At 70.7% G+C, this 22,325-nt stretch carries 18 protein-coding genes; 4 read left to right on the top strand and 14 right to left on the bottom strand.

Features of this window, described 5'->3' with window-relative positions:
- Positions 1 to 279 precede the first annotated feature (279 nt).
- From IF04_RS0116770 to IF04_RS0116740, 7 genes are all read right to left on the bottom strand, one after another.
- Positions 280 to 2,004 carry a chitinase gene (locus IF04_RS0116770; protein ID WP_030257400.1) on the bottom strand — a complete coding sequence of 575 codons (1,725 nt, stop codon included), beginning with the start codon at positions 2,002 to 2,004 and terminating at the stop codon, positions 280 to 282.
- A gap of 101 nt (positions 2,005 to 2,105) precedes the next feature.
- The gene (locus IF04_RS0116765; protein WP_051831305.1) at positions 2,106 to 3,305 is read right to left on the bottom strand and encodes an alpha/beta hydrolase; all 1,200 of its coding nucleotides are present in this window, start codon (positions 3,303 to 3,305) and stop codon (positions 2,106 to 2,108) included.
- 145 nt (positions 3,306 to 3,450) lie between these two features.
- Entirely contained in the window at positions 3,451 to 4,959 is a 1,509-nt protein-coding gene (locus IF04_RS0116760; protein ID WP_030257394.1) for a CoA transferase, read from the bottom strand.
- Between the two features lie 7 nt (positions 4,960 to 4,966).
- A complete protein-coding gene (locus IF04_RS0116755; protein WP_030257392.1) occupies positions 4,967 to 7,138 on the bottom strand; it encodes an FUSC family protein in 2,172 nt (723 codons plus the stop codon).
- A 112-nt stretch (positions 7,139 to 7,250) separates the two neighbouring features.
- Positions 7,251 to 7,967 (bottom strand): nitroreductase family protein, encoded by a 717-nt coding sequence (locus tag IF04_RS0116750; protein WP_030257389.1) that lies wholly within the window; start codon positions 7,965 to 7,967, stop codon positions 7,251 to 7,253.
- A 38-nt stretch (positions 7,968 to 8,005) separates the two neighbouring features.
- Positions 8,006 to 9,547 (bottom strand): purine-cytosine permease family protein, encoded by a 1,542-nt coding sequence (locus IF04_RS0116745; RefSeq protein WP_030257387.1) that lies wholly within the window; start codon positions 9,545 to 9,547, stop codon positions 8,006 to 8,008.
- A gap of 54 nt (positions 9,548 to 9,601) precedes the next feature.
- Positions 9,602 to 10,003, bottom strand: a complete 402-nt coding sequence (locus IF04_RS0116740) for a tautomerase family protein (protein WP_030257383.1) — start codon at positions 10,001 to 10,003, stop codon at positions 9,602 to 9,604.
- A gap of 109 nt (positions 10,004 to 10,112) precedes the next feature.
- Between IF04_RS0116740 and IF04_RS0116735 the strand changes: the two genes are divergently transcribed.
- Positions 10,113 to 10,910, top strand: a complete 798-nt coding sequence (locus tag IF04_RS0116735; RefSeq protein ID WP_030257380.1) for a thymidylate synthase — start codon at positions 10,113 to 10,115, stop codon at positions 10,908 to 10,910.
- Positions 10,907 to 11,410, top strand: a complete 504-nt coding sequence (locus IF04_RS0116730) for a dihydrofolate reductase (protein WP_030257376.1) — start codon at positions 10,907 to 10,909, stop codon at positions 11,408 to 11,410. The genes IF04_RS0116735 and IF04_RS0116730 overlap by 4 nt, the downstream gene beginning before the upstream one ends.
- Here the strand turns inward: IF04_RS0116730 and IF04_RS0116725 are convergent.
- The 7 genes from IF04_RS0116725 to IF04_RS0116695 all read right to left on the bottom strand — a co-directional run bounded on the left by IF04_RS0116725 (position 11,398) and on the right by IF04_RS0116695 (position 19,427).
- Complete coding sequence (locus IF04_RS0116725; protein ID WP_030257372.1) at positions 11,398 to 11,874, bottom strand: HIT family protein; 477 nt, start codon at positions 11,872 to 11,874, stop codon at positions 11,398 to 11,400. The two genes, IF04_RS0116730 and IF04_RS0116725, sit on opposite strands and share 13 nt — an antisense overlap.
- Before the next feature lie 22 nt (positions 11,875 to 11,896).
- Positions 11,897 to 13,846 (bottom strand): DUF2264 domain-containing protein, encoded by a 1,950-nt coding sequence (locus IF04_RS0116720; protein WP_037959694.1) that lies wholly within the window; start codon positions 13,844 to 13,846, stop codon positions 11,897 to 11,899.
- Positions 13,843 to 14,862, bottom strand: coding sequence for a hydroxyacid dehydrogenase (locus IF04_RS0116715; RefSeq protein ID WP_030257364.1), 1,020 nt, complete (start codon positions 14,860 to 14,862; stop codon positions 13,843 to 13,845). Before IF04_RS0116715 ends, IF04_RS0116720 begins: the two co-directional genes overlap by 4 nt.
- Before the next feature lie 63 nt (positions 14,863 to 14,925).
- Positions 14,926 to 15,786 carry a carbohydrate ABC transporter permease gene (locus IF04_RS0116710; RefSeq protein ID WP_030257360.1) on the bottom strand — a complete coding sequence of 287 codons (861 nt, stop codon included), beginning with the start codon at positions 15,784 to 15,786 and terminating at the stop codon, positions 14,926 to 14,928.
- On the bottom strand, positions 15,783 to 16,766 hold the full coding sequence (locus IF04_RS0116705; protein WP_030257356.1) for a carbohydrate ABC transporter permease: 984 nt from the start codon (positions 16,764 to 16,766) through the stop codon (positions 15,783 to 15,785). Before IF04_RS0116705 ends, IF04_RS0116710 begins: the two co-directional genes overlap by 4 nt.
- 37 nt (positions 16,767 to 16,803) lie before the next feature.
- The gene (locus IF04_RS0116700; RefSeq protein ID WP_030257352.1) at positions 16,804 to 18,144 is read right to left on the bottom strand and encodes an ABC transporter substrate-binding protein; all 1,341 of its coding nucleotides are present in this window, start codon (positions 18,142 to 18,144) and stop codon (positions 16,804 to 16,806) included.
- Positions 18,145 to 18,275: 131 nt separating this feature from the next.
- Entirely contained in the window at positions 18,276 to 19,427 is a 1,152-nt protein-coding gene (locus IF04_RS0116695) for a substrate-binding domain-containing protein (protein ID WP_030257348.1), read from the bottom strand.
- A 307-nt stretch (positions 19,428 to 19,734) separates the two neighbouring features.
- Between IF04_RS0116695 and IF04_RS0116690 the strand changes: the two genes are divergently transcribed.
- Entirely contained in the window at positions 19,735 to 21,105 is a 1,371-nt protein-coding gene (locus IF04_RS0116690; protein WP_078600396.1) for an MFS transporter, read from the top strand.
- A 151-nt stretch (positions 21,106 to 21,256) separates the two neighbouring features.
- Complete coding sequence (locus IF04_RS0116685; RefSeq protein WP_030257340.1) at positions 21,257 to 22,291, top strand: ATP-binding protein; 1,035 nt, start codon at positions 21,257 to 21,259, stop codon at positions 22,289 to 22,291.
- The last annotated feature ends 34 nt before the right edge of the window (positions 22,292 to 22,325 follow it).

The raw sequence follows: 22,325 nt of genomic DNA, 5'->3' as shown, positions 1-22,325 counted from the left end.
GCCTGCGCCCCGCACCCGGTGAGCAGCAGAGTGCCCGCGCAGGCCCCGGCGAGCAGAGTGCTCCATCGGCTCGTACGCCTCATACGGACCCGACGACGGCTTTGCACTCTTGTTCCCCTCACGGCGACACTCATCCCAACACAACGAACTGCACGTGAATGCTCGCTGATCTTTCGTACGGGATGAGTGTCGCCCGGGCGAACAGGAGGTGATGTCTGGATCACGGCCAGGTGAACACGGCCGTGCGGACCGCCGCTGCGGCAGACGTTACGGCGGTCGCTACGGCAGTGCGTGGACGTGCGGGCCGACCGCGTTGGACCAGGCGTTGCCCGCGGTCGCGTCCCAGTTCGTCGACCAGGTCATGGCGCCGCGCAGGCCCGGGTAGGTCTTCGCGGGCTTGAAGGTGCCACAGTCGGTGCCCTTCGTGAGGCAGTCCAGAGCGGCGTTGACAACGCTCGGCGCGACATAACCACTGCCCGCGCCCCGCGTGGAGGCAGGCACCCCGATCCCCACCTGGGAGGGGTCGAGCCCGCCTTCGAGCTGGATGCAGGCCAGTGCGGTCAGGAAGTCCACCGAGCCCTGGCTGTACACCTTGCCGTCACAGCCGAGCATCGAACCGCTGTTGTAGTACTGCATGTTGACGACGGTCAGGATGTCCTTGACGTTCAGCGCAGTCTGGAAGTAGCCGCCCGACGTCGACTGCATGTCGATGGTCTGCGGGGCCATCGTGAGGACGAGTCCACTGCCCGCCTTCTGCGACAGCGAGCGCAGCGCCTGTGTCATGTAGGTGGGGTTGAGGCCGTTCTCCAGGTCGATGTCGACGCCGTTGAATCCGTACTCCCGCATCAGTGCGTACACGCTGTTCGCGAAGTTCGCCGCCGAGGTGGCGTCGTTGACGGAGACGGTGCCCTTCTCGCCGCCGACCGAGATGATCACCGACTTGCCGGCCGCCTGCTTGGCCTTGATGTCCGCCTTGAACTGGTCGACGGTGTAGCCGTTCAGGCCCGCGGTGTCGAGGTTGAAGGTGACCGCGCCGGGCGTGCTCGTGGCGTCCGCGAAGGAGACCGCGATGATGTCGTACTGGCCCGGCACATCGCTGATCTTCTGGACGGCCGCGCCGTTGTTGAAGTTCTGCCAGTAGCCGGTGACCGCGTGCTTGGGCACCGCCGGACTGCCTCCGGACCCGCCGTCGGCGGCCGTGGTACCGGTGACCTCGGCGGACCTTGCGGACTCACCGGCCGCGTTGGTCGCCGCGACCTGGAAGCGGTACGCGGTGGCCGGGCTCAGGCCGGTCACGGTCGCGGAGGTGCCACTGACGGACTGCACCTTGGCGCCGTCACGGTAGACGGTGTATCCGGTGGCGTCCTTGGCAGCGTTCCAGGAGAGGGCGACGGAGGAGGGTGTCACGGAACCGATGGCGAGGCCCGTCGGGGCCGCGGGTATGCCCGGTATCGGATCGGTGCCGCCACCGCCGTCGGGACCGAAGACGCTGAGGTCGTCGGCGAAGTAGGCGGGCTGGCCGTACCAGCCGTGGGTGTAGACGGTCACGGACGTGGTGCTGGGCCCGGTGGTGAAGCTGGTACCGATCTGCTGCCAGCCGGATCCGCCTTGCGTCCACGTCGAGACGTCGGTGGTACCGGTGCCGGACGCGCCGAGGTACACGTACGCGCCCCGGACGTACGCGCTGAGTTTGTACGTCGAGCCGGGCTTCACCGCGACGGTCTGCGTGCATTTGGCGTGGTCGGAGCCGGCCGGGGTGGCCTTCAGGGCGCTCGTGCCACTGCGCACGGGACTCGTGACGGTCGTGCCACTGCCGTTGGAACATGTCCAGTTGCTCAGCCCGGACTCGTAGCCCGAGTTCTTGGCGACATTGACGTCGGCCTGCGGGGCGGCGGCGACCGTTTGGGCGCTGCTTGCCGCGCAGACGACGGCCGCGACGGCGGCGAGGAGGGTCGTGAGTCGGCGTCTGTGCCGGCCGGGTCTGACATCTGAGGTACGGGGCATGACTGTCTCCGGTACGGAAGAGGCGAACCAAGGGGCACGTACGGGACGGTGGCCACCGTGTCTGCGCTAAAAATGGTTCAGACCAATGCCGTTGTCAAGGGTCACGGCGAGGACCGCCCGCTCTTCCGCGGCCGGGGCGCCACATCCTGCGGGAAGGTCAGCTGGCCGCCCATCCACCGCATCGCCGGAGTGATCTCCTGCCGCCAGGTCGTGAAGTGGTGGCTGCCCCGCGGCAGGATGATGGAGTCCACGGTCATCGGCGGTTTCGCCGCGCGCACGAACCGCATCGTGTCGGCGTACCCCGGCTCGCCCTGCCGGCTGCTGGCCACCAGTACGGAGATCCGCGGCACCGGCCGATGCGCCAGCCGCCAGAACAGGTCGTGCTCGCGCTGCCGCTGGGCGGCCCGCGGCCCGGAGCCGAAGAGGCTGCCGGTGGTCAGGTCGTCCCGGATCCGGTAGTCGGCCGACAGCGCGACCGCCGAGGTGTAGACACCGGGATTGCGCAGGGCGAGTTCGAGGGCGCAGGTGCCACCGGAGGAGTACCCGAGGGCGCCCCAGGCGCTGGGGTCGTGGCCGACGCGGTAGGCCGACTTCAGTGCGTCCGGCAGGTCCTTGGTGAAGAACGTCTCGGCCTGCGGCCCGCCGGGCACGTCCACGCACTGGGTGTCCCGCGGCGGTGCGACGGTCGGCCGGATCATGACGACGACGGTCGGCTGCATCGCGTGCCGGGCGATCAGCCGCCCGGCGGTCTGCGGCACCTGCAAGTACTGCGCGAGGTTCATGATGCCGCCGGGATAGCCGCTGATCGCGACGATGACGGGGAACCGCTGCCGGTGGAACTGGCGTTGGAAGTACTGCGGCGGCAGATAGACGAAGGCCGGATTCACCACCCTGGTCCGGCGCCCCATGATCCGTACGGACTCCACCTTGCCGGCCTTCTCCGGCGGCCCGGCGGGCAGCCCCGTCACCCGGTCCAGCCCCTGCGGCCTGGCCGCCTGCACCAGCCCGCCCCGCACCCCGGCGGCCACGTCCCGGCCGTCGTGCCGGATGACCGACACCGGCGCCTGCTCGTTGCGTCCGAGCAGCTCGTCCCACGAACCGTAGAACTCGAAGGCGGAGTTGACGCCCAGGGCCAGCGCGCAGACGATCGCGAGCTGGGTGACGGCGATCGAGGCGAGCCGACCGAGTACGGGCCGGAGCCCGCGCCCGGCCAGCCGGGGCCAGCCCCACACCGTGAGGACCACACAGAGCACGGCGGCCACCGCCACCACGTATACGAGCGCCTGGCTGGTCAGCCCCATGCACCCATCACTCCCACCCGTCGCGACGTCCGGGGCCGGGCCGCCCGGCAACGCCTTTACGGCGGGCGGCCCGGGCCCCGCTCATCGATAGGGAGGCGAGCGAAGCCCGGTGCGTTCCGGCTGGGACCGGTTCTCGCCAAGGGCGTCAGGCCCCCAGCCACTCCGGCCGGGACGAGCCGCGCGCGACGAGGGTGAAGGAATAGCGGCCGGGAGTGCCGGACATCCGTACCTGATCGGTGACGCCTTGGTAGGTACCGAGCGGGGTCTCGTCCGTGAAGGTCTCGGGGTCGAGGTAGGCGTGGCGCTCACCGGTGCCGGCGACCTCGGCCGCATACGCCTTGTCGAAGACGCCGAGGCTGAGGATCCACAACGCGGCGCGGGTCAGCGAGACATGCACCCGGTAACTGCCGCCCTCGCGCGCCCGGCGGGCCAGCGCCTCGCTGACACCGGCGGCCATCAGCCAGGAGACGATGTAGTCATTGACCACGAGGATCGGCGGCAGGCCGGGCCGCTCGCCGTCGCCCTCCAGGTTCATCATGCCGACCAGGCTGCCGGCCGTCTGGTCGAAGCCGACCCGGTCGGCCCAGGGCCCGGTGGGGCCGTTGAGGGTGGCCGTCGCGTGGATGATGCCGGGGCGCGCCTCGGCGGCCTGCTCCGGACCCAGCCCGATGCTCTCCAGGTAACCGGGGCGGCGATTGGCGTAGAACACGTCGGCCCCGCCCAGCAGTTCGCGCAGCCGCGCCGAGCCGTCGGCGGAGCGCGGGTCGAGGGTGGCGGAGCGGACGCCGACGTTGGCCGTCACATAGGTGGTGTCGTGCTCGTGCTCGTTCGGGCGCCAGATGTTGAGTACGTCGGCACCGTGCAGCGCCAGCGCACGGCCCGCGCCCGCACCGGCGATCACATGCCCCATGCCGAGAGCCCGGATGCCCGACAGGGGCTGTTCGACGCCCTCCGGCAGGGGCTCGGCCGGGCTGTCGCCGATCTTCTCGATCTCGACCAGCGGCATGTGCGCGAGGTGGTCGCGGTACTGCGGCTCGTCGAGCATCTCCAGCGGGGAGCGGAGCACGGGCAGCACGACCCCGGCCTCGACGGCGGCCTGCTCCAGGTCGGCGGCGTTCCACCGGGCGATCGCCCGCGCCACGGCCGCGCCGTCGTCCGGTACGTCCAGCAGCTTCTGGGCGGCCACCTTGATGCCGGGGTAGGGGTTCAGCGGCATCACCCAACGCCCGTCGGCGGTGGGGTAGAAGGAGAAGCCGAGCGCCTGGTTCACATTGGACGTGGAGGCTGCCGGATAGCCGTTCAGCAGCTCCCAGCGGCGGTCGTAGAACGGGCACAGCCGGTGCGGCGCGCTCCGCAGGTCCACGGTGATGTCCTGCCCGGCGCCGCCGCGCAGCCGCCACAGCTTGGCGACCGCCGCGGACTTGGCCGCGAGCGCGATGGCGGCGGCCCCGCCCAGCCGCAGGGTGCTCGGTACGACCGGGTCGGCACCGAGGAAGGTGACCTTGCCCCCGGTGTCCTCCGGGCTCATGCCGATGCCTGCCAGCACCTCGGCGAAGGCGGCCTCGACGTCGAAGGCGTCATCGGTCGCCGGGGCGGCGACGGCTGCCTCGATGCGCTGGGTGAGCCGCTGGGCGTGCTCGGTGTTCGTGGTCATCGGTCGGTCAGCTCCCTGTGGTGTGTTGGGGGGTGGCGTACGACATCCGGGCTCGATGGTCCCGTACGGCGTCCAACCGGCTCGCTGCCGGGCCCTGTGCGCCGGCCTCCGCGCCGGAAGCCAGTCGGGAGACCAGCCCCTCGACCGCCGTCACGGTGTGCAGGCACAGCGTGAGGGCGCGGCCACGGGCGTGTGCGACGCCGTCGGGCGCGGTGCGGTCGACCAGGTCGGCGAGCCCGCTGCGGGCGGCCGTCGCGTCGAAGGCGGCGCGCAGGACGCCGGGATGCGGCCGGCCCTTCGCGGCGACGACGGCGGCCAGCTCGGCGAGGTGATGATCGAGTACCGCGGCGAACTCGGCAGTCTCAGGCACGGCGTCCGCCTCCGCACCCGGCCGCCCGTCGTACAGCAGCGCGGCGCACTGGGTGATCTCGTACACCGACCGCTGGATACCGGCCAGTTCCGCGGCGGTCCACCGTGCGCGGTGACGGCGCGGCTCGTGGCCGAGGCTGGCGATCGCGCCGTCCAGGCGCTCCCTGGCCTGCCGGGACTGCCGGCGCAGCACATCGATGCCGGCCGGGTCCACGGCGCCGACCTCGGCGTACCCGGTGACCAGCACCGGCAGCAGCCGCTGCTGCACCCGCAGCCAGTCGGCCAGCAGCTCGTGCGTGCGGTGGTGGTGGTAGGTCGGGATCAGCACGAAGACGACCAGGCCGAGCAGTGCGCCCACGAGCGTGTCGGCGGGGCGGCCCCACTCGATCAGGTCGGGGGCCGAGCCGAGCCGGCTGATGAGGAAGACGATCCAGGCGGTGATGAAGAAGTTCAGTACGAGCTGGCCGACGCGGAGCGTGAGGAAGACGCAGGCCGCGAGGACCGATGCGCCGATCACCAGCCAGCCGGGGCTCCACTCGCCGGGCAGCAGCACCACCCACGCCACGAGCCCGCCGAGGATCGAGCCGATCGGCCGGCTCCAGCCGCGCGCGAAGGTGTGCCCATAGTCGGGGAACAGCACCAGCATCGTGGTGAGCGCCGCCCAGAAGCCGTGGTCGGGCAGGGCGTGGCCCCAGAAGTCGCCGAACGCGCGGCCCGCCGCCTCACCGGCAGCCGTGCCGACCGCGATGCGGATGGCGTGCCGGAAGAGGGGAGCGCCCGGGCGCATCTCGGCGGACAGCCGGCGCCATCCGGAGCGCAGCGCGTTCTCGGCGGGGAAAGCGTCCAGTACCTGGTCCAGCCCTTCGGGACCGCGGGCCTGGAGCCAGTGGTCGGCCAGCCGCGCCGCCTCCCGGAGGCGGGGGAGCAGCGCGTCGGCCTCGGGGCCGCGCCAGGAGTCGAGCAGCCGCAGCGCTTCGGGGTCGGCGTCCTGGCGCCGGGCGGTCAGCACCGTACCGGCGACCGCGTCGAGCGCCTCGGCGATGGCGGTACGCGGCACGCGCGCCGTCCGGGGCAGGAAGTGCAGGGCCCGCCGGATGCCCTCCGCCTCCGAGAGCAGCCCGAAGAGCGGGGCCGCGGCGGGGCGGGCGAACGCCGGCAGCAGGTCGAGGGCCGAGCGGGCCGCCGTGAAGGGCGCGGACGAGAGGTACCCGGCGGGCCCGGCGGCCCGCGCGGTGCTCGCCAGACTCCGGTACAGGGCGGCCACCGCCTTGCGCTGCGCGGGGTGGCGACGGCCGTACGGGGGCAGCAGCTGGGCGACGACGACCATGGCGGAACCGACCGCGATCCACTGGACCATGGTCAGCCCGGACGGGATGCCGGGGGAGAGGTCCGCGGTGATCATGAGGCCGATCGTGACCAGGCAGGCCCGGATGCCGGGGGCCACGCCCAGGGCGCGCCACAGTCCGGCGACGTAGGACGCCACGGCGAGCACGATCAGGAACCACCAGCCCATCGGGTGGAGGTACACGCCGATCAGCGTCGCGAGGGTGAAGCCCACCCCGAGGACGAGCGCGTTCACCGCCCGGTGCCGGACCGGCGCCAGAAGTGTGCCGATCCCGCAGATGAAGGCCCCGACCGTCATCATGGCCCAGGCCAGCGGATCATCGAGCAGCCATCCGACGACGGAGGCTGCGACGACGGCGAGTACGGCCCGGCCGATCGCCCAGGGATCGGAGAGTACGCGTTCCATCTTCAGCCCCGCCCGGAAGCTGTGCTGGATGGCGGAGCACCATGCCTTGACCTCACTCATATAGATGCATGTTACACCTAACAGTCCGTGCGGAGCGAGTGACCGCGCCCCGACGGGGGAGTGAGTCGGCTCACCCCCACCGCCGGGGCGCGGCCAGTCCCTCAACAGAGGGTCACCAGGCGTTGCGGTGAATGACCTCGGAGACGGGGCGCCGCCGCACCGGACCGAAGTTGCCGACGGGCCAGCCCACGGGAATCGCCGCGAAGGTACGCATCTCCTCGGGGATGCCCAGCACCTGCTTCCACTCCCGCTCCAGCATCAGATGCCAGATGGTGATGTTGGCGGCCAGGCCGAGCGCGCGTGCGGCGAGCAGCAGGTTCTGCACGCCCGGATAGACGCACGAGCCTTCCGCGAGCGCGGTGAAGCGCGGCTGTATCCGCGCCAGCTCCTGCACCGCGTCCGCACCCAACGCCTGCGCCGAAGCCCGCAGCCCCGCCTCGTCCGGCTGCTGCTCGGGCATCCGGTAACAGGGGATGACCAGGGCGGGAGTCTCCGCGAAGTGGTCGCGCTGGTACTCGATGGCCGCGACCATGCGCCCGTACGCGGCCTCGTCCATCCCCTCGGGCGCGTGCTTGCCCGTGGTGGCCAGATAGGCGTCCACGCACCGCTGCCACAGCGGCGCCAGCCGTGCCATGACATCGGGGTCGGTGACGAGGACGTACTCGTACCGCTGCATGTTGCCCCCGCTGGGACCCCAGACCGCGGCCTGGACGAGCCGCTCCAGCAGCTCGTCCGGCACGGGATCGGGCTTCAGGCGGCGCATGGCCCGCATGGTCGACATAGTGTCGAAGAGCGGGGGTTGGGCGGTTCCGGTGGCGTCGTTGAACATGATCGAAAAGTGTAGGTGGCGGTGGGGTTGCTGTGCAGTCAGCGGGCGGTGACCGGCGCCTCTGCGGACACCGACGATCCGGAGTCGCCGACGATCGGCGGCACTTCGGCCGCTGACGCCCGGACGAACCGGGGCCCGTCCGGCCCGTACACCGCACGCGGCTCGGGGAAAACGGTCAGCAGCAGGAGGTAGCTCACCGCGGCCAGTACGAGGCCGACGGGCAGCGAGATGTCGGCGCCGCCGGCGAGGCCACCGAGCGGGCCGACGAACTGGCCGGGCAGGTTGGTGAAGAGCAGCCCCACGGTGGCGGAGAGCAGCCAGGCGGCCATGGCGCGCCAGTTCCAGCCGTGCGTGAACCAGTAACGGCCGCCACGCTGGCGGCGGTTGAAGACCTGGATGGCGTCCGCGTCGTACCAGCCGCGGCGGGTGACATAGCCGAGGATCATGACGACCATCCAGGGCGCGGTGCAGGTGATGATCAGCGTCGAGAACGTGGAGATGGACTGGGTGAGGTTCAGCGCGAAGCGCCCGGCGAAGATGAACGCGATCGACAGCACCCCGATGAACAGCGTGGCCTGCACCCGGCTGAAGCGCGGGAAGACGCTGGAGAAGTCCAGGCCCGTGCCGTAGAGCGCGGTGGTACCGGTGGACAGGCCGCCGATCAGGGCGATCAGGCAGAGCGGCAGGAAGTACCAGCCGGGCGAGACGGCGAGGAGGCCGCCGACGTAGTTGGGCGCCGCCGGGTCGACGTACCGCGCGGCCTTCTCCGCGATGACCGACGCGGTGGCCAGACCGAAGACGAAGGGCAGCAGCGTTGCCAACTGGGCGAGGAACGCGGCGCCCATCACGCGGCGGCGCGAGGTCTTGTCGGGGATGTAGCGGGACCAGTCGCCGAGGAACGCACCGAAGGAGACCGGGTTGGACAGCACGATCAGCGCGGCACCGACGAACGAGGGCCAGAACAGTGGGTCACCGGTGGAGGCGAAGGCGCCCGCGTAACCCGGATCGAAGTCCCCCGCGAACGCGAACGCGCCGAGCACGAACATCGCCGAAGCCGCCACCACCGCCACCTTGTTGACCAGCAACATGAAGCGAAAACCGTAGAGGCAGACGACGAGAACGAGCCCGCCGAAAAGCGCGTACGCGAGTCCGTACGCCGGCCCCGATTCAGGGACTCCAGCGAGCCGGTGGGCACCCCCGACGAGCGCGTCCCCCGAGGACCACACCGAGATCGAGAAAAACGCAACGGCGGTGAGCAGGGAGAGGAAAGACCCGACGATCCGCCCGTGCACGCCCAGGTGCGCGGAGGAGGACACGGCATTGTTCGTACCGTTGACCGGCCCGAACAACGCCATGGGAGCGAGCAGCAACGCCCCGGCAACCAGCCCGAGCACGGTCGCCGCGAGCCCCTGCAGAAAAGACAACCCGAAGAGCACGGGAAAGGCCCCGAGCACACAGGTCGCGAACGTATTGGCACCGCCGAAGGCCAGCCGGAAGAGGTCGACCGGACGCGCGGAACGATCCTCGTCCGGTATCCGCTCGACGCCATACGTCTCAATCTCGGTAATCGCCGTAGTCACGTGCTGCTCCGCTTCCTGTCACTGGTGCTGCCGCTGGCCCTGCCCGGGACGGCCTCACAGTGTGTCAGCGGCCCCTGGCTCGTACTGCGCCACCCCGTGGCCGAAGGACCAGTCGATCGACTCGTTCTCGGTCAGCGTGATGAACACATTCCGCGGTTCGGTCCCCGCATACTCCTGAGCGAGCTCGGCGATCCGCCGGTACAGCGCCCGCTTCTGCTCGGGGGCGCGCCCGGAACGCATCGTGATCGCGACGTACACGATCCCCTCATCGCGCCGCACGCCCAGGTAACTGCCGTAGCGCAACGTGCTGTTGACGCCATCGTGTCCGGTCAACACCTGAAACCGGTCCTCGGGCGGAAACCCGATCGTCTCGCCGAGGGCGTCCTGTACGGCCCGCCCGAGCGCGTCGAGCCGCTCGCTGTCGGTCCCGAGCGCGTCAATCCGTACAAATGGCATGTCGGAGACTCCCTTTCCAGCGGTTCTCTTCCCTGAAGGATCTTCCGAAGGAGCATACATACTAGTAGGTACAATCGAGCCCGTGCAGAGGCCAGTAGACTCGACGACCGTGGCGGACACCCAGTACGAAGACCTATTGCGCCTGGTGCTCACCTCCGGGACAGCCAAAGCCGACCGGACGGGCACCGGCACCCGGAGCATCTTCGGGCACCAACTGCGCTATGACCTCTCGCAGGGGTTCCCGCTGGTCACCACCAAGAAGGTGCACCTCAAGTCGATCGTGTACGAGCTGCTGTGGTTCCTGCGCGGCGACTCGAACGTCGGCTGGCTGCAAGAGCACGGTGTCAGCATCTGGGACGAGTGGGCCGACGCCGACGGCGAGCTCGGCCCGGTATACGGCGTGCAGTGGCGCTCCTGGCCCACCCCGGACGGCAGCCACATCGACCAGCTCAGCCAGATCCTCGACACCCTGCGCCGCGACCCGGACTCCCGCCGGATGATCGTCTCCGCCTGGAACGTCGCCGAGCTGGACCGGATGGCGCTGGCCCCGTGCCACGCGTTCTTCCAGTTCTACGTCGCCGACGGCAAGCTCTCCTGCCAGCTCTACCAGCGCAGCGCGGACCTGTTCCTCGGCGTCCCGTTCAACATCGCCAGCTACGCCCTGCTCACACACATGGTGGCGCAGCAGACCGGACTCGAGCCGGGCGACTTCATCTGGACCGGCGGCGACTGCCACATCTACGACAATCACGTCGAGCAGGTCACCGAGCAGCTCACACGCACCCCGTTCGCGTTCCCCGAGCTGCGTCTGCGCCACGCCGACTCGCTCTTCGACTACGCGTACTCCGACGTGGAAGTGGTCGGCTACCAGCACCACCCGGCCATCAAGGCCCCGGTCGCGGTATGAACGTCGGGCTGATCTGGGCGCAGACCCTCGATGGCGTGATCGGCGCGGACAACGCGATTCCGTGGCGACTGCCTGAGGACCTGGCGCATTTCAAGGCGACCACTCTCGGCCATCCCGTGGTGATGGGGCGCAAGACATGGGATTCGCTGCCCCCGCGATTCCGCCCGCTGCCCGGCAGGCGCAACATCGTGGTGACTCGCGATCCCCAATGGGCGGCCGACGGCGCGGAACGGGCCGGATCCATCGCCCAGGCTCTCGAGCTCGCAGCCGAGCCGTTGGATCCGGCCGCCCCTGCAGCGGCATGGGTGATCGGCGGCGGTGAGATTTACCGTGCCGCCCTGCAGTACGCCACGACGCTCTCGGTGACCGAAGTCGACTCGACGGTGGACGGCGACACGTACGCTCCGACGCCGGATCCGACGTGGCAGGTCGCCGAGGACAAGGGCTGGCAGTCCTCGACGTCCGGGCTGCGCTACCGCATCCGCATCTACAACCGCTGAGCCTGCCCGGTTCGGAACAGCTCGCGAGCCCGCTCGCAGAACTGCTCGACATCCCTGATGTCCGGCTCGTCACCGTCCGCCAGCATGCGGGCCTGCAGTTGCTCGGAGCGCAGCCCGCCGTAGCGGGCCCGCACTTCCGCGGTCACCGGCTGGACCGCGATGTGCAGGTGCTTGCGTGCATCGCGGCCATGCGACCACATGCAGACGTAGGTCTGCTCGGGCCGGCACAACGTCTCCACGACACGGGCGGTCTCGCGCAGCAAGGGGCCGAGTTCCGCCGCTGCCGTGTCGTCGAGCTCCGCGATGGCCACGACGTGCTTCCGCGGGCCGACGATCAAGGTGCCGAGATTCATCGGACCGACGACGTGGTTCACCATCCAAGCAGCGGTTTCGTGCAGCACACCGCCGGGCAACTCCCGGCGCCCGGCCAGAAGGTCGCACCCAAGACACCCCGTCACATCCATGCGCGCCAGCCTATACAGGGGCCTATACAGCGCCCGCAGCGATGGAGTCGGTGGCCGGCCAGCCGTGTTCCACAGTCATCGGCGTGAAGGTGATCCGGGTGACCGAGTCGTCGGCGTGCCACCGGATGTGGATCTCCTCGGCGTCCGCCGACACCACGGTGGCGACATCGGTCAGTGGCGCCGCCTCTGCCGTGCCGGTCAGGGAGGCGAGGGCCGCCACGGTCACCGTTGCGTCGGCGTCCTCGACGGGGGTGGTGCTGAGGCGGGGGAGTACCGCCCAGGGGGTGAAGGCCGTGCCCTGCGGTGCGCGCACCTCGTCACGGTCCGTCCAGCCGTGCAGGCCGTGGAGCTGCGAGGACAGTGCACCGGTCGGGGGCGTTGCCCAGCCCGTCAGGTGTATGCGGGCGCCGTGCGGGAGGCCCGTGACCTGATGCACCCTCAGTTCGTATCGGCCGCGGGCCACCGTGACGCTGCGTACCTCCAGGCCCGGCACCATCGGCGGGCCCGAGGCGAACACCGGGCGGTGCCAGGAGGCTGCCCAGGCCCAGTCGTTGTCGCCGCCGGCGCCCAGGGGATGGATTCGGCAGCGTACTGAGGAGTGTCCGCCGATCTCGACGACCAGGTGGTTGTCGGGGGCGTTGGCGGAGGAGGTCGGGCCCGTGCCGGTCGAGTAGGCGAAGCGGCCGTAGAGCACGTCGTGCGCGGCGGCGTTGTCGCCCTCGTGCGGGCGGACGTGGTCGCTGCCGTGGTTGTGCAGCCGCGCGATGCCGTCGGCCGCGGTGGTCTGGACGAGCAGGCCGGGCGCGGGGAGCGCCAGCACCCGGTCGGCGGTCTCGGCGGGGGCCGTCTCCTCGGTGGCCGTCCACAGCGGGTCGTCGGCGGGGGCGAGGAGTGCGACGAACGCCTTGGAGGCCCAGTACGGGGAGCCGGGGCCCGAGTACGACTGGCAGGTGGGCTCGTGCGGCCCGTACCAGCCCAGGTTGAGCAGCCCGTCCTCGGCTCCCACCGCGCCCCGGGTGACGAAGTGGCGCAGGGCGCCGCTGAGGAGGCGGCGGGAGACACCCGGTGGGAGGTGAGTGTGGCCGGTCAGTGCGCCGAGACCCACTGCCGCAGACGCGGCGAAACGGTAGGTCAGGGAGCGGCCGAAGTGGATCGGGGCGCCGTCGCCGCCGAAGAGGAGCGAGTAACCCTTCAGGTGCTCGCTCAGCCGGGGCCCGTACAGGTCCAGCAGGCCCTTGTCGCCCGCCAGATGGGCGTGCAGCACCGGGTAGAGGTGCAGGGCCCAGCCGTTGTAGTGGTCGAAGGCGCGGCCGTCGCCGTCCGCGTACCAGCCGTCGCCGCGGTACCACGTCTCCAGCAGGTGCAGGCCGCGGTCGATGGCACGGCGGGTCTCCGCGTCGCCGCGGCCGACCGACTCCAGGAAGGCGGCGACGGTGACGGCGAAGAGGTACCAGTTGTTGGGTGCGGGGGTGTGTCGCAGGGCGCCGCGCAGCCATTCCTCGGTGCGGTCCTGTACGTCGGTGTCGAGGCGGTCCCACAGCCACGGGCGGGTCAGTCGCAGGCCGAGCGCCACGGAGGCCGACTCCACCATCGGCTGGCCCTGGATGTGGTGGTCCAGGATCAGCGGCCAGGATTCGGTGTCCTCGCGGCCCGGTGTGCGGGTGCCGGCCGCGAGCCCGTCGGCGTACCGGGGCAGGAAGCCGTGCGGGTCCGCGCCGTCCGCGCCCGCGACGCGGAACGCCGCGGCGAGGAACGTCCGCGCGTACCCCTCCAGCCCGTCGGAGCGCACGCCGGACCGGGACGGCCGCCCGGGCAGGTCCAGCAGCGCCCCGCCGGGCGTCGCCCAGCGCAGGGCGGCGCGTACCAGCCCGTCGGCGGCGGCCTCCCAGTGGGCACGGGTGTAGCCCGTGTGCGGGCTCAACACGCGGTCGTCCGAGGGGAATTGGAGGAAGGAGTCGGTGACTTCGGTCATGCCAGGAACGCCAGCCTTTCGCGGTGTACGGGGTGGGCGAAGCCGTCGCCGGCGGCCCACCGGGCCACTTCACTCACCGTCAGGTCGGCGAGGCGGCGCCATTCGTTGCCCTGGGAGCCCGCCAGATGCGGGGTCAGCAGGGCGTTGTCGCAGTCCCACAGCGGGTGGTCGGGGGGCAGCAGCTCGGGTTCGGTGACGTCCAGGACGGCGTGGATGCGATCGGAGGTCACGGCGTCGGTGAGTGCGTCCTGGTCGACGACGGCGCCCCGGGAGGTGTTGATCAGTGTGGCGCCGGGGCGCAGCCGGCCGATCAGCTCGCGGCTGACCAGGCCGCGGGTGGCGGGCAGCAGCGGCGTGTGCACGCTGACCACGTCGCTCGCGGCGAACAGCTGCTCGATACCGACGCCCGTCACCCCCAGCGCCGCGGCCTCCGCCTCGGTCACGTACGGGTCGTAGAGCAGGACCTGGAGATCGTACGGACGCAGCAGCTCGATCACCCGGCGCCCGATCAGCGAAGCGGAGCAAATGCCCACGGTATTGCGGTAGTTGCCCACCGAGCGGTCGGTGCGCAGCCAGGCGTCGCGGCTGCGGGTGGCGCGGTAGTCGCGGGCCCGCTCCAGGACGCGCTTGTTCGCCAGCAGGATCATCGCGACGGTGTACTCGGCCACCGGCAGTGCGTTGGCCGCGGCCGCCGAAGAGACCTCGATACCGCGGTCCCAGCAGGCGTCGGTGAGGTGGTGGCGGACACTGCCCGCGGAGTGCGCGATGGCTCGCAGGCGGGGCGCGGCGGCCAGTACCGCGGCGTCGATGGGCGGGCAGCCCCAGCCGGTGACCAGCACCTCCGTCTCCGCGAGGACCGTGCGGGCCCGTTCAGTGGTCAGGTCGTCGAGTACGGGGGGCGGTGCCAGGTCGCAGATGGCGGCGAGGGCGGCCGTCTCGTCCGGGCCGAAGACGGCCGTGGCGGCGTCCTGGCTCATGGCGAGCGCGGCGCGCGGCCGGTGTCGCGCCTCGGTCATGGAACTCCTTCGACTTGTCGCACGGGTCGTACGGGTCGTACCGGTGGTTACTCGTACCGATGGTTACTTCACCGCTCCCGCCGTCAGCCCCGAGCGCCAGAAGCGCTGCAGCATCATGAAGGCGAGAATCAGCGGCAGCACCGCGAGCAGCGAGCCCATGACGACGACGGGGTAGTACTCGGGCGAGACGGTCGCCGAGCTGTTCCACGTGTACAGCCCCAGGCTCAGGGGGTAAAGGTCCTGGTCGGACAGCATCACCATCGGCAGGAAGAAGTTGTTCCAGATCGCGGTGAGCTGGAAGAGGAAGATGGTCACCAGCCCCGGCCCGAGCATCCGCAGGGCGACCCGGAAGTAGGTGGCCAGCTCGCCGGCGCCGTCGATGCGGGCCGCCTCCAGCACCTCGTCGGGCACATAACCCTGGCTGAAGATCCGGCCGAGGTAGACGCCGAAGGGGTTGAAGAGGACGGGGAGGAAGACCGCCCAGAAGGTGTTGACCAGCCCGACGCCGGACGCCATCAGGTACAGGGGCAGTGCGAGCACGGTCTGCGGGACCATGACCGCGGCCAGCACCACGCCGAAGAGCTTCTCCTTGTGCCGGAAGGCGTACTTGTCGAAGGCGTAACCGCAGGCGACGCTGATCAGCGCGCCGAGCGCCGCGCCCAGCACCGCGTACAGCAGGCTGTTGCCGTACCACCGGCTGAACAGCCCGCCGTCCATGGCGAACAGCTCGCCCAGATTGGCGAAGAAGGAGAAGTCGCCGAGGGACAGCAGTTCGCTGCTGAAGAGCGCGTCGCGGTTCTTGGTGGCGGCCAGCACCAGCCACAGGACGGGCAGCAGGGTGTACAGCACGCACACGCCGACGACGGTGTTCACGGCGGTCCGGCCGAGCAGCCGGGGGCGCAGCGCTGCGGAGGTGGTGGTCATCGGGCGGCCTCCTGCTTCTCGGCGGACCGGTTCGTCCAGCGGGTCACGCCGTAGGACAGGGCGATGGTGAAGAGGAGCAGGATCACCGAGGCGGCCGCCGCCAGGCTGTAGTTGTTGCGGTTGAAGGCGGCGTCGTAGATGTACATGCTCGGGGTGAAGCGCGAGTTGATCATCGGGGTCTGCTGGCCGAGCAGCATCGGCTCGGTGAACAGCTGCAGTCCCCAGATCAGTGTGAACATCGCGACCATCACGATCGAGGAGCGCACCAGCGGGGTCTTGACCTGCAGGGCGGTGCGTACCGGCCCCGCGCCGTCGACCACCGAGGCTTCGATCACCTCGCGCGGGACGGCCTGCAGCGCGGCGTAGAAGATGATGGTGTTGTAGCCGAGGTTGCTCCACACCGCGATGTTCACGATCGAGGGCAGGACCGTGTGGACGCCCAGGAAGTCGACGGTGATGTCGCCGCGTGCCAGCAGTTCGATCACCGGGCTGATGCCGGGCGTGTAGAGGTACAGCCAGATGATCGCGGCGATGATGCCGGGCACGGCGTGCGGCAGGAACAGCGCGAGCTGCGCCCACGCCCGCAGCCGCACCACGCCCGAGTCCAGCAGCAGGGCGAGCGCCAGGGCGCACACCACCATCAGCGGGATGTAGAACAGGCAGTACGCGGCGACCGTGCCGAGGCCGCCGAGGAAGGTCGGGTCGGTGAGGACCGCCGCGTAACTGCGCAGCCCGACGAAGACGGTCCGCTCCGGGCCGAACCCGAGTCCCGGCTGGTCGGCGCCGAAGAAGCTCAGCCACACGGCGGTACCGACGGGGATGAGGAAGACCGTCACGAGCAGGACGAAGAACGGCGTCATCAGCACGCCGCACGCGCCGAGCCGGCGTCTGCGGGCCCCGCGCCGCTGGTCGGCGGACGACAGGGGAGCGGTCCGGCGCGGAAGTGCGACGGTGTCCGTGCCGGTGGTGGTCGTGGTCATGGTGTCACCTGCCTCTCTGATGCTCTCTGACGGTTGGTCAGCTGCTGCGTTCGGTGGTGGACAGGCCGAGGGCCTTGAGGTCGGGCAGGGTGCCGCGCTGTGCCTCGCGTACGGCGTCGATGATCGTGCCCTGGCCCCCGGCGGCACGGGCGAACCCGTCCTGCATGACTTTCTGTGTCGCCGTCATCCGCGGCCCCCACGTCCACCGGTCGTCTATGAGCTCGGCCTGCTCGCGGAAGAGCGCGTAGATGTCCTGGCCCGAGTAGTAGCGGCGGTCGAACGCCTTGCGACCCACCTCGATCAGGCCGGGCGCGGCGGGGAACTGGCTGCTCGTACCGCTGGACAGCCGGGCACGCAACGCATCCGGGTGGGTGACCTGCCAGCTGATGAACTCCATCGCGGCTTCGGGATTCCGGCAGTCCTTGGTGACGGCGAACGTGGACCCACCGTGGGTGGCGCTCACCGGCCGCCGGGTGTCCCACTGGGGGAGCGGCGCGACCGCCCACTTGCCCGCCTGCCCCGGGTGGGCGTTCATCTGCGCGCCCGCGTCCCAGGCGCCGTGCAGCCGGCTGAGGATCCGGCCCTGCCCGATCGCGGCGGGGAAGCGATTGCCGTCGGTGTTGAACCTGGCGACCAGGTCCTGGTCCGCCAGCCGCTGCCAGTAGCGCGCCACCCGCCGGGTGGGCGCATCGGCCATGGAGACGTTCCAGGCACCCTGGGAAGTGTCGAACCAGCGGGCGCCCGCCTGCCAGGAGAACGCGGCGAACTGCGTCATGCCGTCGGTGGGGAACAGCGACAGATGACGGTCCGGTGCGCGCTTCCGTGCCAGCAGCGCGGCCTCCTCGAACTCGTCCCACGTGGTCGGGACGTCGATGCCGTACTTCCTGAAGAGGTCTTTGCGGTAATGCAACACCATCGGCTCGATGTCCAGCGGGACGCTGAAGACCCGGCGGTCGAAGGTGGTCAGTTCGAGGGCCTGCGGCAGCAGCTTGTCGCGCAGTCCGTCGTCGACGAGATCGGTGATGTCGCGGGCGACGCCGTCGATGGCGAAGCCGGGGACCTGGGGATACTCGATGGTGGCGACGTCCGGCGCGTTACCGGCGCGGGCGGCGTTGCTCAGCTTGGCGTAGCCGCCGAGCGCGCCGGACGGGACCTGCTGGAAGTCCACCTGGATGTGGTCGTGCGTACGGTTGAACTCGTCCACCACCTCCTGGCTGCCGCGCAGGGCGGACCAGAAGGTGATGCGTGTGGTCTTCTTGGATCTCTTTCCGGTGGTGCGCGGCTGGCTGCCGCCGCTGCCGGTGCAGGCGCTCACGCCGGACAGGGACAGGGCGGCGAGCGCCGCGAGTACGGAACGACGGCTCTGTCGACCGGGCATGCGTGCCTCCCGCGGCTCGTTTCGGGACACGGGAATAGTGATCGGCGCAACACAACCCGGTCAATAGACCGATCAGAAGAAAATGAAACGATCAAACGCTCATTGCGTGCGGACGGGGCCGCTTCTGACGGTCACTCACCAGCCTCGCTCACCGGCCCGGTCGACCCGCGTACCTGCAGATCCGGCAGCAGCTCGATACGCCGTACGGGTGCCGGGCGCTCCCCGGCAGGCCGCCGCAGCCGGTGCAGCAGCAGCTCGGCCGCCGCCCGCCCCACCTCCGTCTTGGGCGGCGCCACCGCGGTCAGCGGAGTACTGCCCAGCGCCGCGACGACATCGTCGTACGCCACCACGGAGAAGTCCTCCGGCACCCGTATCCCGGCCTCCTGGAACCGCTGGACCAGCATCAGCGCGTCCACGTCTCCGTGCAGGACGGCGGCGGTGGCGCCGCGTGCGCGGAGGAGGTCGAGGACGTCGGGCGTCGGTTCCGCCGCGGACTCCGACCGGGGCCGTTCCGCCGGCTCCGGCACGGCGGTCGGCGAACTCAGTGTCACCGCCCAGTCCTCGACCTCCGCCCGCTCCGCCGCGATCGCGGCGAACGCCGCGCGCACCGCCCGGGCCGTGGGGCTGTCGTCCCGGGCGCCCAGGACGATCCGCCGGTGCCCCAACGAGATCAGGTGCTCGACGGCGAGATGGACGCCGTACCAGTGGTCGGAGCACACGGAATCGAGCGCGTGCAGCGCGCTGCCGGGCCGCGGGCGGCGCTCCATCAGTACGGTCGGTACCTCCAGCGAGCCGAGCCAGCCGTAGTCCGCCTCCTCGGCGCCCAGCCCGCGCCAGCGCGGCGCGATCAGCAGGCCCTGCACACCACTCGCCAACGCCTGCTCCACCATGGGGCGTTCGCCACCGGACACCGCGGGCGCGATGTGCAGCGCGATCCGCATGCCGGCCTCCTCCAGCACCGTGCGCGCACCGTGCAGGATCTCGAAGAGGTACGAGTGCCGCTCGGGCACCACCAGCCCTATCGCGGCACCGTCCTCACCCGGCCGCGCCCTCGGCACACCGGCCGCGGCTCCCACCGCCCCGGCCTCCTCGACCGGCACGATCGAACGCACCACTCCGTGCCCGCGCCGCAGCTGCCCCGCGCGGGCCAGCTCCTCGACGTCCCGGCGCACGGTGACCACCGAAACCTCCAGCTCGGCCGCGAGATCACCGACGCGCACCGCACCGCGCGACCTCACCACGCCCAAGATCCGCTGCCGCCTGAGATCCACCGGTTCCCGCATATCGCTGCGCCCCCCTGTGTGCGTTTGATCGTTCGCCGCGCAGCATAACGATCAGCCCGCCCCCGCACGAGACCACCGACAGCCGGGACCACGTAGCGGCCCTGCCGTAGAAATCGCTTCGCCCCGGCGCGATTGCCACCGCTACGATCTCCCCATGGGTATCGCAGTCACGAAGTAGTTCCAGGTGTGCCGTTCCACGGCAGCAGCCGCACCGGTACTGACCGGTGGGGTCCGCTCGTCGTGCCGGCACGGAAGCGTCCTTACGGCTCAGTGGCCGTAACGTCCCGCTGCCTGGAGTAACCACTTCATGAACGCTTTTCCCGAGGCGCGCGCATGCCCGCCTGCCGGCCGCCGGATGGCGGCTCTCGCGCTGCTCTCCCTCCTGCAGTTCCTCATCGCCCTTGACGTCACCGTCGTCAATGTCGCGCTGCCGTCCGTCGGCGCGCAGTTCCACGCCCCGGCCGCGTCCCTCTCCTGGGTCGTCACCGGCTACACCCTGGTCGGCGGCGGTCTGCTGCTGCTCGGCGGCAGGCTCACCGATCTGCTCGGCAGGCGCCGGATGTTCCTGCTCGGCACCGGCCTGTTCGCGCTCGCCTCGCTCGCCGCGGGGCTGGCCCCCGGCCTTCCGACGCTGATCGGCGCCCGCTTCGCGCAGGGCGCCGGCGAGGCACTCGCGTCGCCCGCGGCGATGTCACTCATCGCACTGCTCTTCCCCGAACCCGCCGAACGGGCCAGGGCACTCGGCATCTGGGGCGCCATCTCGGCGGGCGGCCTCGTCGTCGGCGGGCTGCTGTCCGGAGTACTCACCGAACTGCTGCACTGGCGCTGGATCTTCGGTATCAATGTGCCCCTCGCGACCGCGGTACTGCTGATCGCACCGAAGCTGGTGCCGGCCGACGGACCACGCACCCGCACCGGACGCCTCGACCTGCCGGGCGCCGCGCTCCTGACCGCGGGCCCGCTCAGCCTGGTGTACGGAGCGCTGGAGTCGGCGCCGTGGGCGATCGCGGCAGGTGTACTGCTGCTGGCCGCCTTCGTCGCCGTAGAAGCACGCACTCGGCACCCGCTCGTACCGCTCTCCTTCTTCACCCACCGCACCCGGGCCGTTGCCAACGCCGCGACGGTACTGCTGAGCGCGGCGCTCTCCACCGCGTTCTTCCTCCTCACGCTGTACATGCAGGACGTGATCGGACTCGGGCCGCTGCAGGCGGGCCTGGCCTTCCTCCCCTTCTGCGCGGCGCTGTTCCTGGCCATCTCCCTGGTGTCCCGGCTGATCGGTGCTCTCGGTGTGACGCGTACGGCGCTGGTGGGGATGGCGTTCACGGCAGCGGGCCTCGGCTGGCTGGCCCGCCTCCCCGACCGGGGCCAGTACGCCGTCGATGTACTGCCCGGCATGGTGGGCGTCGCCGTCGGTATGGGCGTCGGGCTGCTCGCCCTGCAGAACGCCGCGCTGCACGGCGTCACGGAGGCCGACGCCGGAACCGCGGCGGGCATCCAGCGCTCCGTCGATCAACTGGGTGGTTCCCTCGGGCTCGCCGTGCTGGTGGGAGTCTCGGTCGGGAGTACGAGTACGGGCGGGGCCGACGGCTTCCGTAGCGCTTTTCTTTACGCGCTGGTCGCGGTGATCGCGGGTGCCGGGCTGTTGCTCGCGGTACGTGACGGCACGGCAGAACAGTAGAAACGGAAACCAGGGGCACCCAGCGCCTCGGTGTACTGAGGTATACCGATATCGGCTGATGACCGATGCCTACTCCCGGCCTTCTGCTGCACATTGGTCGCGCTCGCGGATCGGACGGCGATCCGCGAGCGCGCACCGCTGGAGGCAGTTCATGCTGGGGGACAGGGACCACGGGCCGGCCGGTCTGATCGGCCGGGACCGGGCGTTGTCGGAGGTGGCGGAGGTCTTGCGGGCCGAACGGCTGGTCACGGTGACCGGGCCCGGGGGAGTGGGCAAGACCGCGCTGGTCACGGAGCTGGTGCAGCGCATGCTGCCCGGTCCGTGGGAGACCGTCGGGCAGGTGGATCTGGCCCGGCTGGACGGCCCCGAGCTGCTGCCGCAGCGGCTGGCCCGCGCCCTCGGCAAGGACGGCCTCCCGGACCGGGGCACCGCCGAGGCGCTGGCCGACGCGCTCGGCGGTGCCCCGGCGCTGCTGGTGGTGGACACCTGTGAGTACGTGACCGATGCCTGCGCCGGGATACTGACCGAACTGGTGGCCGCGTGCCCCCGCTTGTACGTACTGGCCACCAGCCGTACCCCCATGAACACCGCCGGCCACTATCGGCTGCGCCCGCTCCCGCTGGAGGAAGCCGCCCGTCTGTTCGAGGCGAGCGGCCGGCGGTGGGGCCTCGTCGACGCACCGGCTCCCAAGACCAAGACGGTCGAGCACATCTGTACGTTCCTGGACGGCCTCCCGCTGGCCGTCCACATCGCGGCGGGACAGCTCGCCCGGCACTCGCCCAGCGAGGTCCTCACGCTGGTCTCCCGGGCGGACACCCTCCTCGATCTGACCATCCCCGGCCTGCCCGCGCGGCAGCGCACACTGCGCGAATCGCTGCTGAGTACACACCAATTGTGCGTGCGCGAGGAGCAGTTGCTCTGGGCGCGCTGCACCGTTTTTCCCGGCCCTTTCGGACTGCGGGACGCGCTGGAGGTGTGCGCCGACGAGCGGCTGCCTTCGGGGGCGTTGGCGGCGGCGTTCGGCGGCCTGGACCGGCGGTCGCTGATCCTGCCGCAGGGGCCGCACGGCACCAAGTACAGGATGCCGTGGTCCACTCGCGCGCACGGCCGGCAGTGGCTGAACCACCTGGGCGAGGAAAGGGAGTTCCTGCAGCGCTGCCTGACCTGGCTGCTGCGCGACCCGTGACCGGACATCAACTGCGAAGAACCGCACCGCAGGC

It is taken from the genome of Streptomyces violens, assembly GCF_000717745.1.
GTDB lineage: Bacteria > Actinomycetota > Actinomycetes > Streptomycetales > Streptomycetaceae > Streptomyces > Streptomyces violens.
The sequence above is the reverse complement of the archived record's forward strand: the minus strand, read 5'-3'. Positions and strand labels throughout refer to the sequence as shown.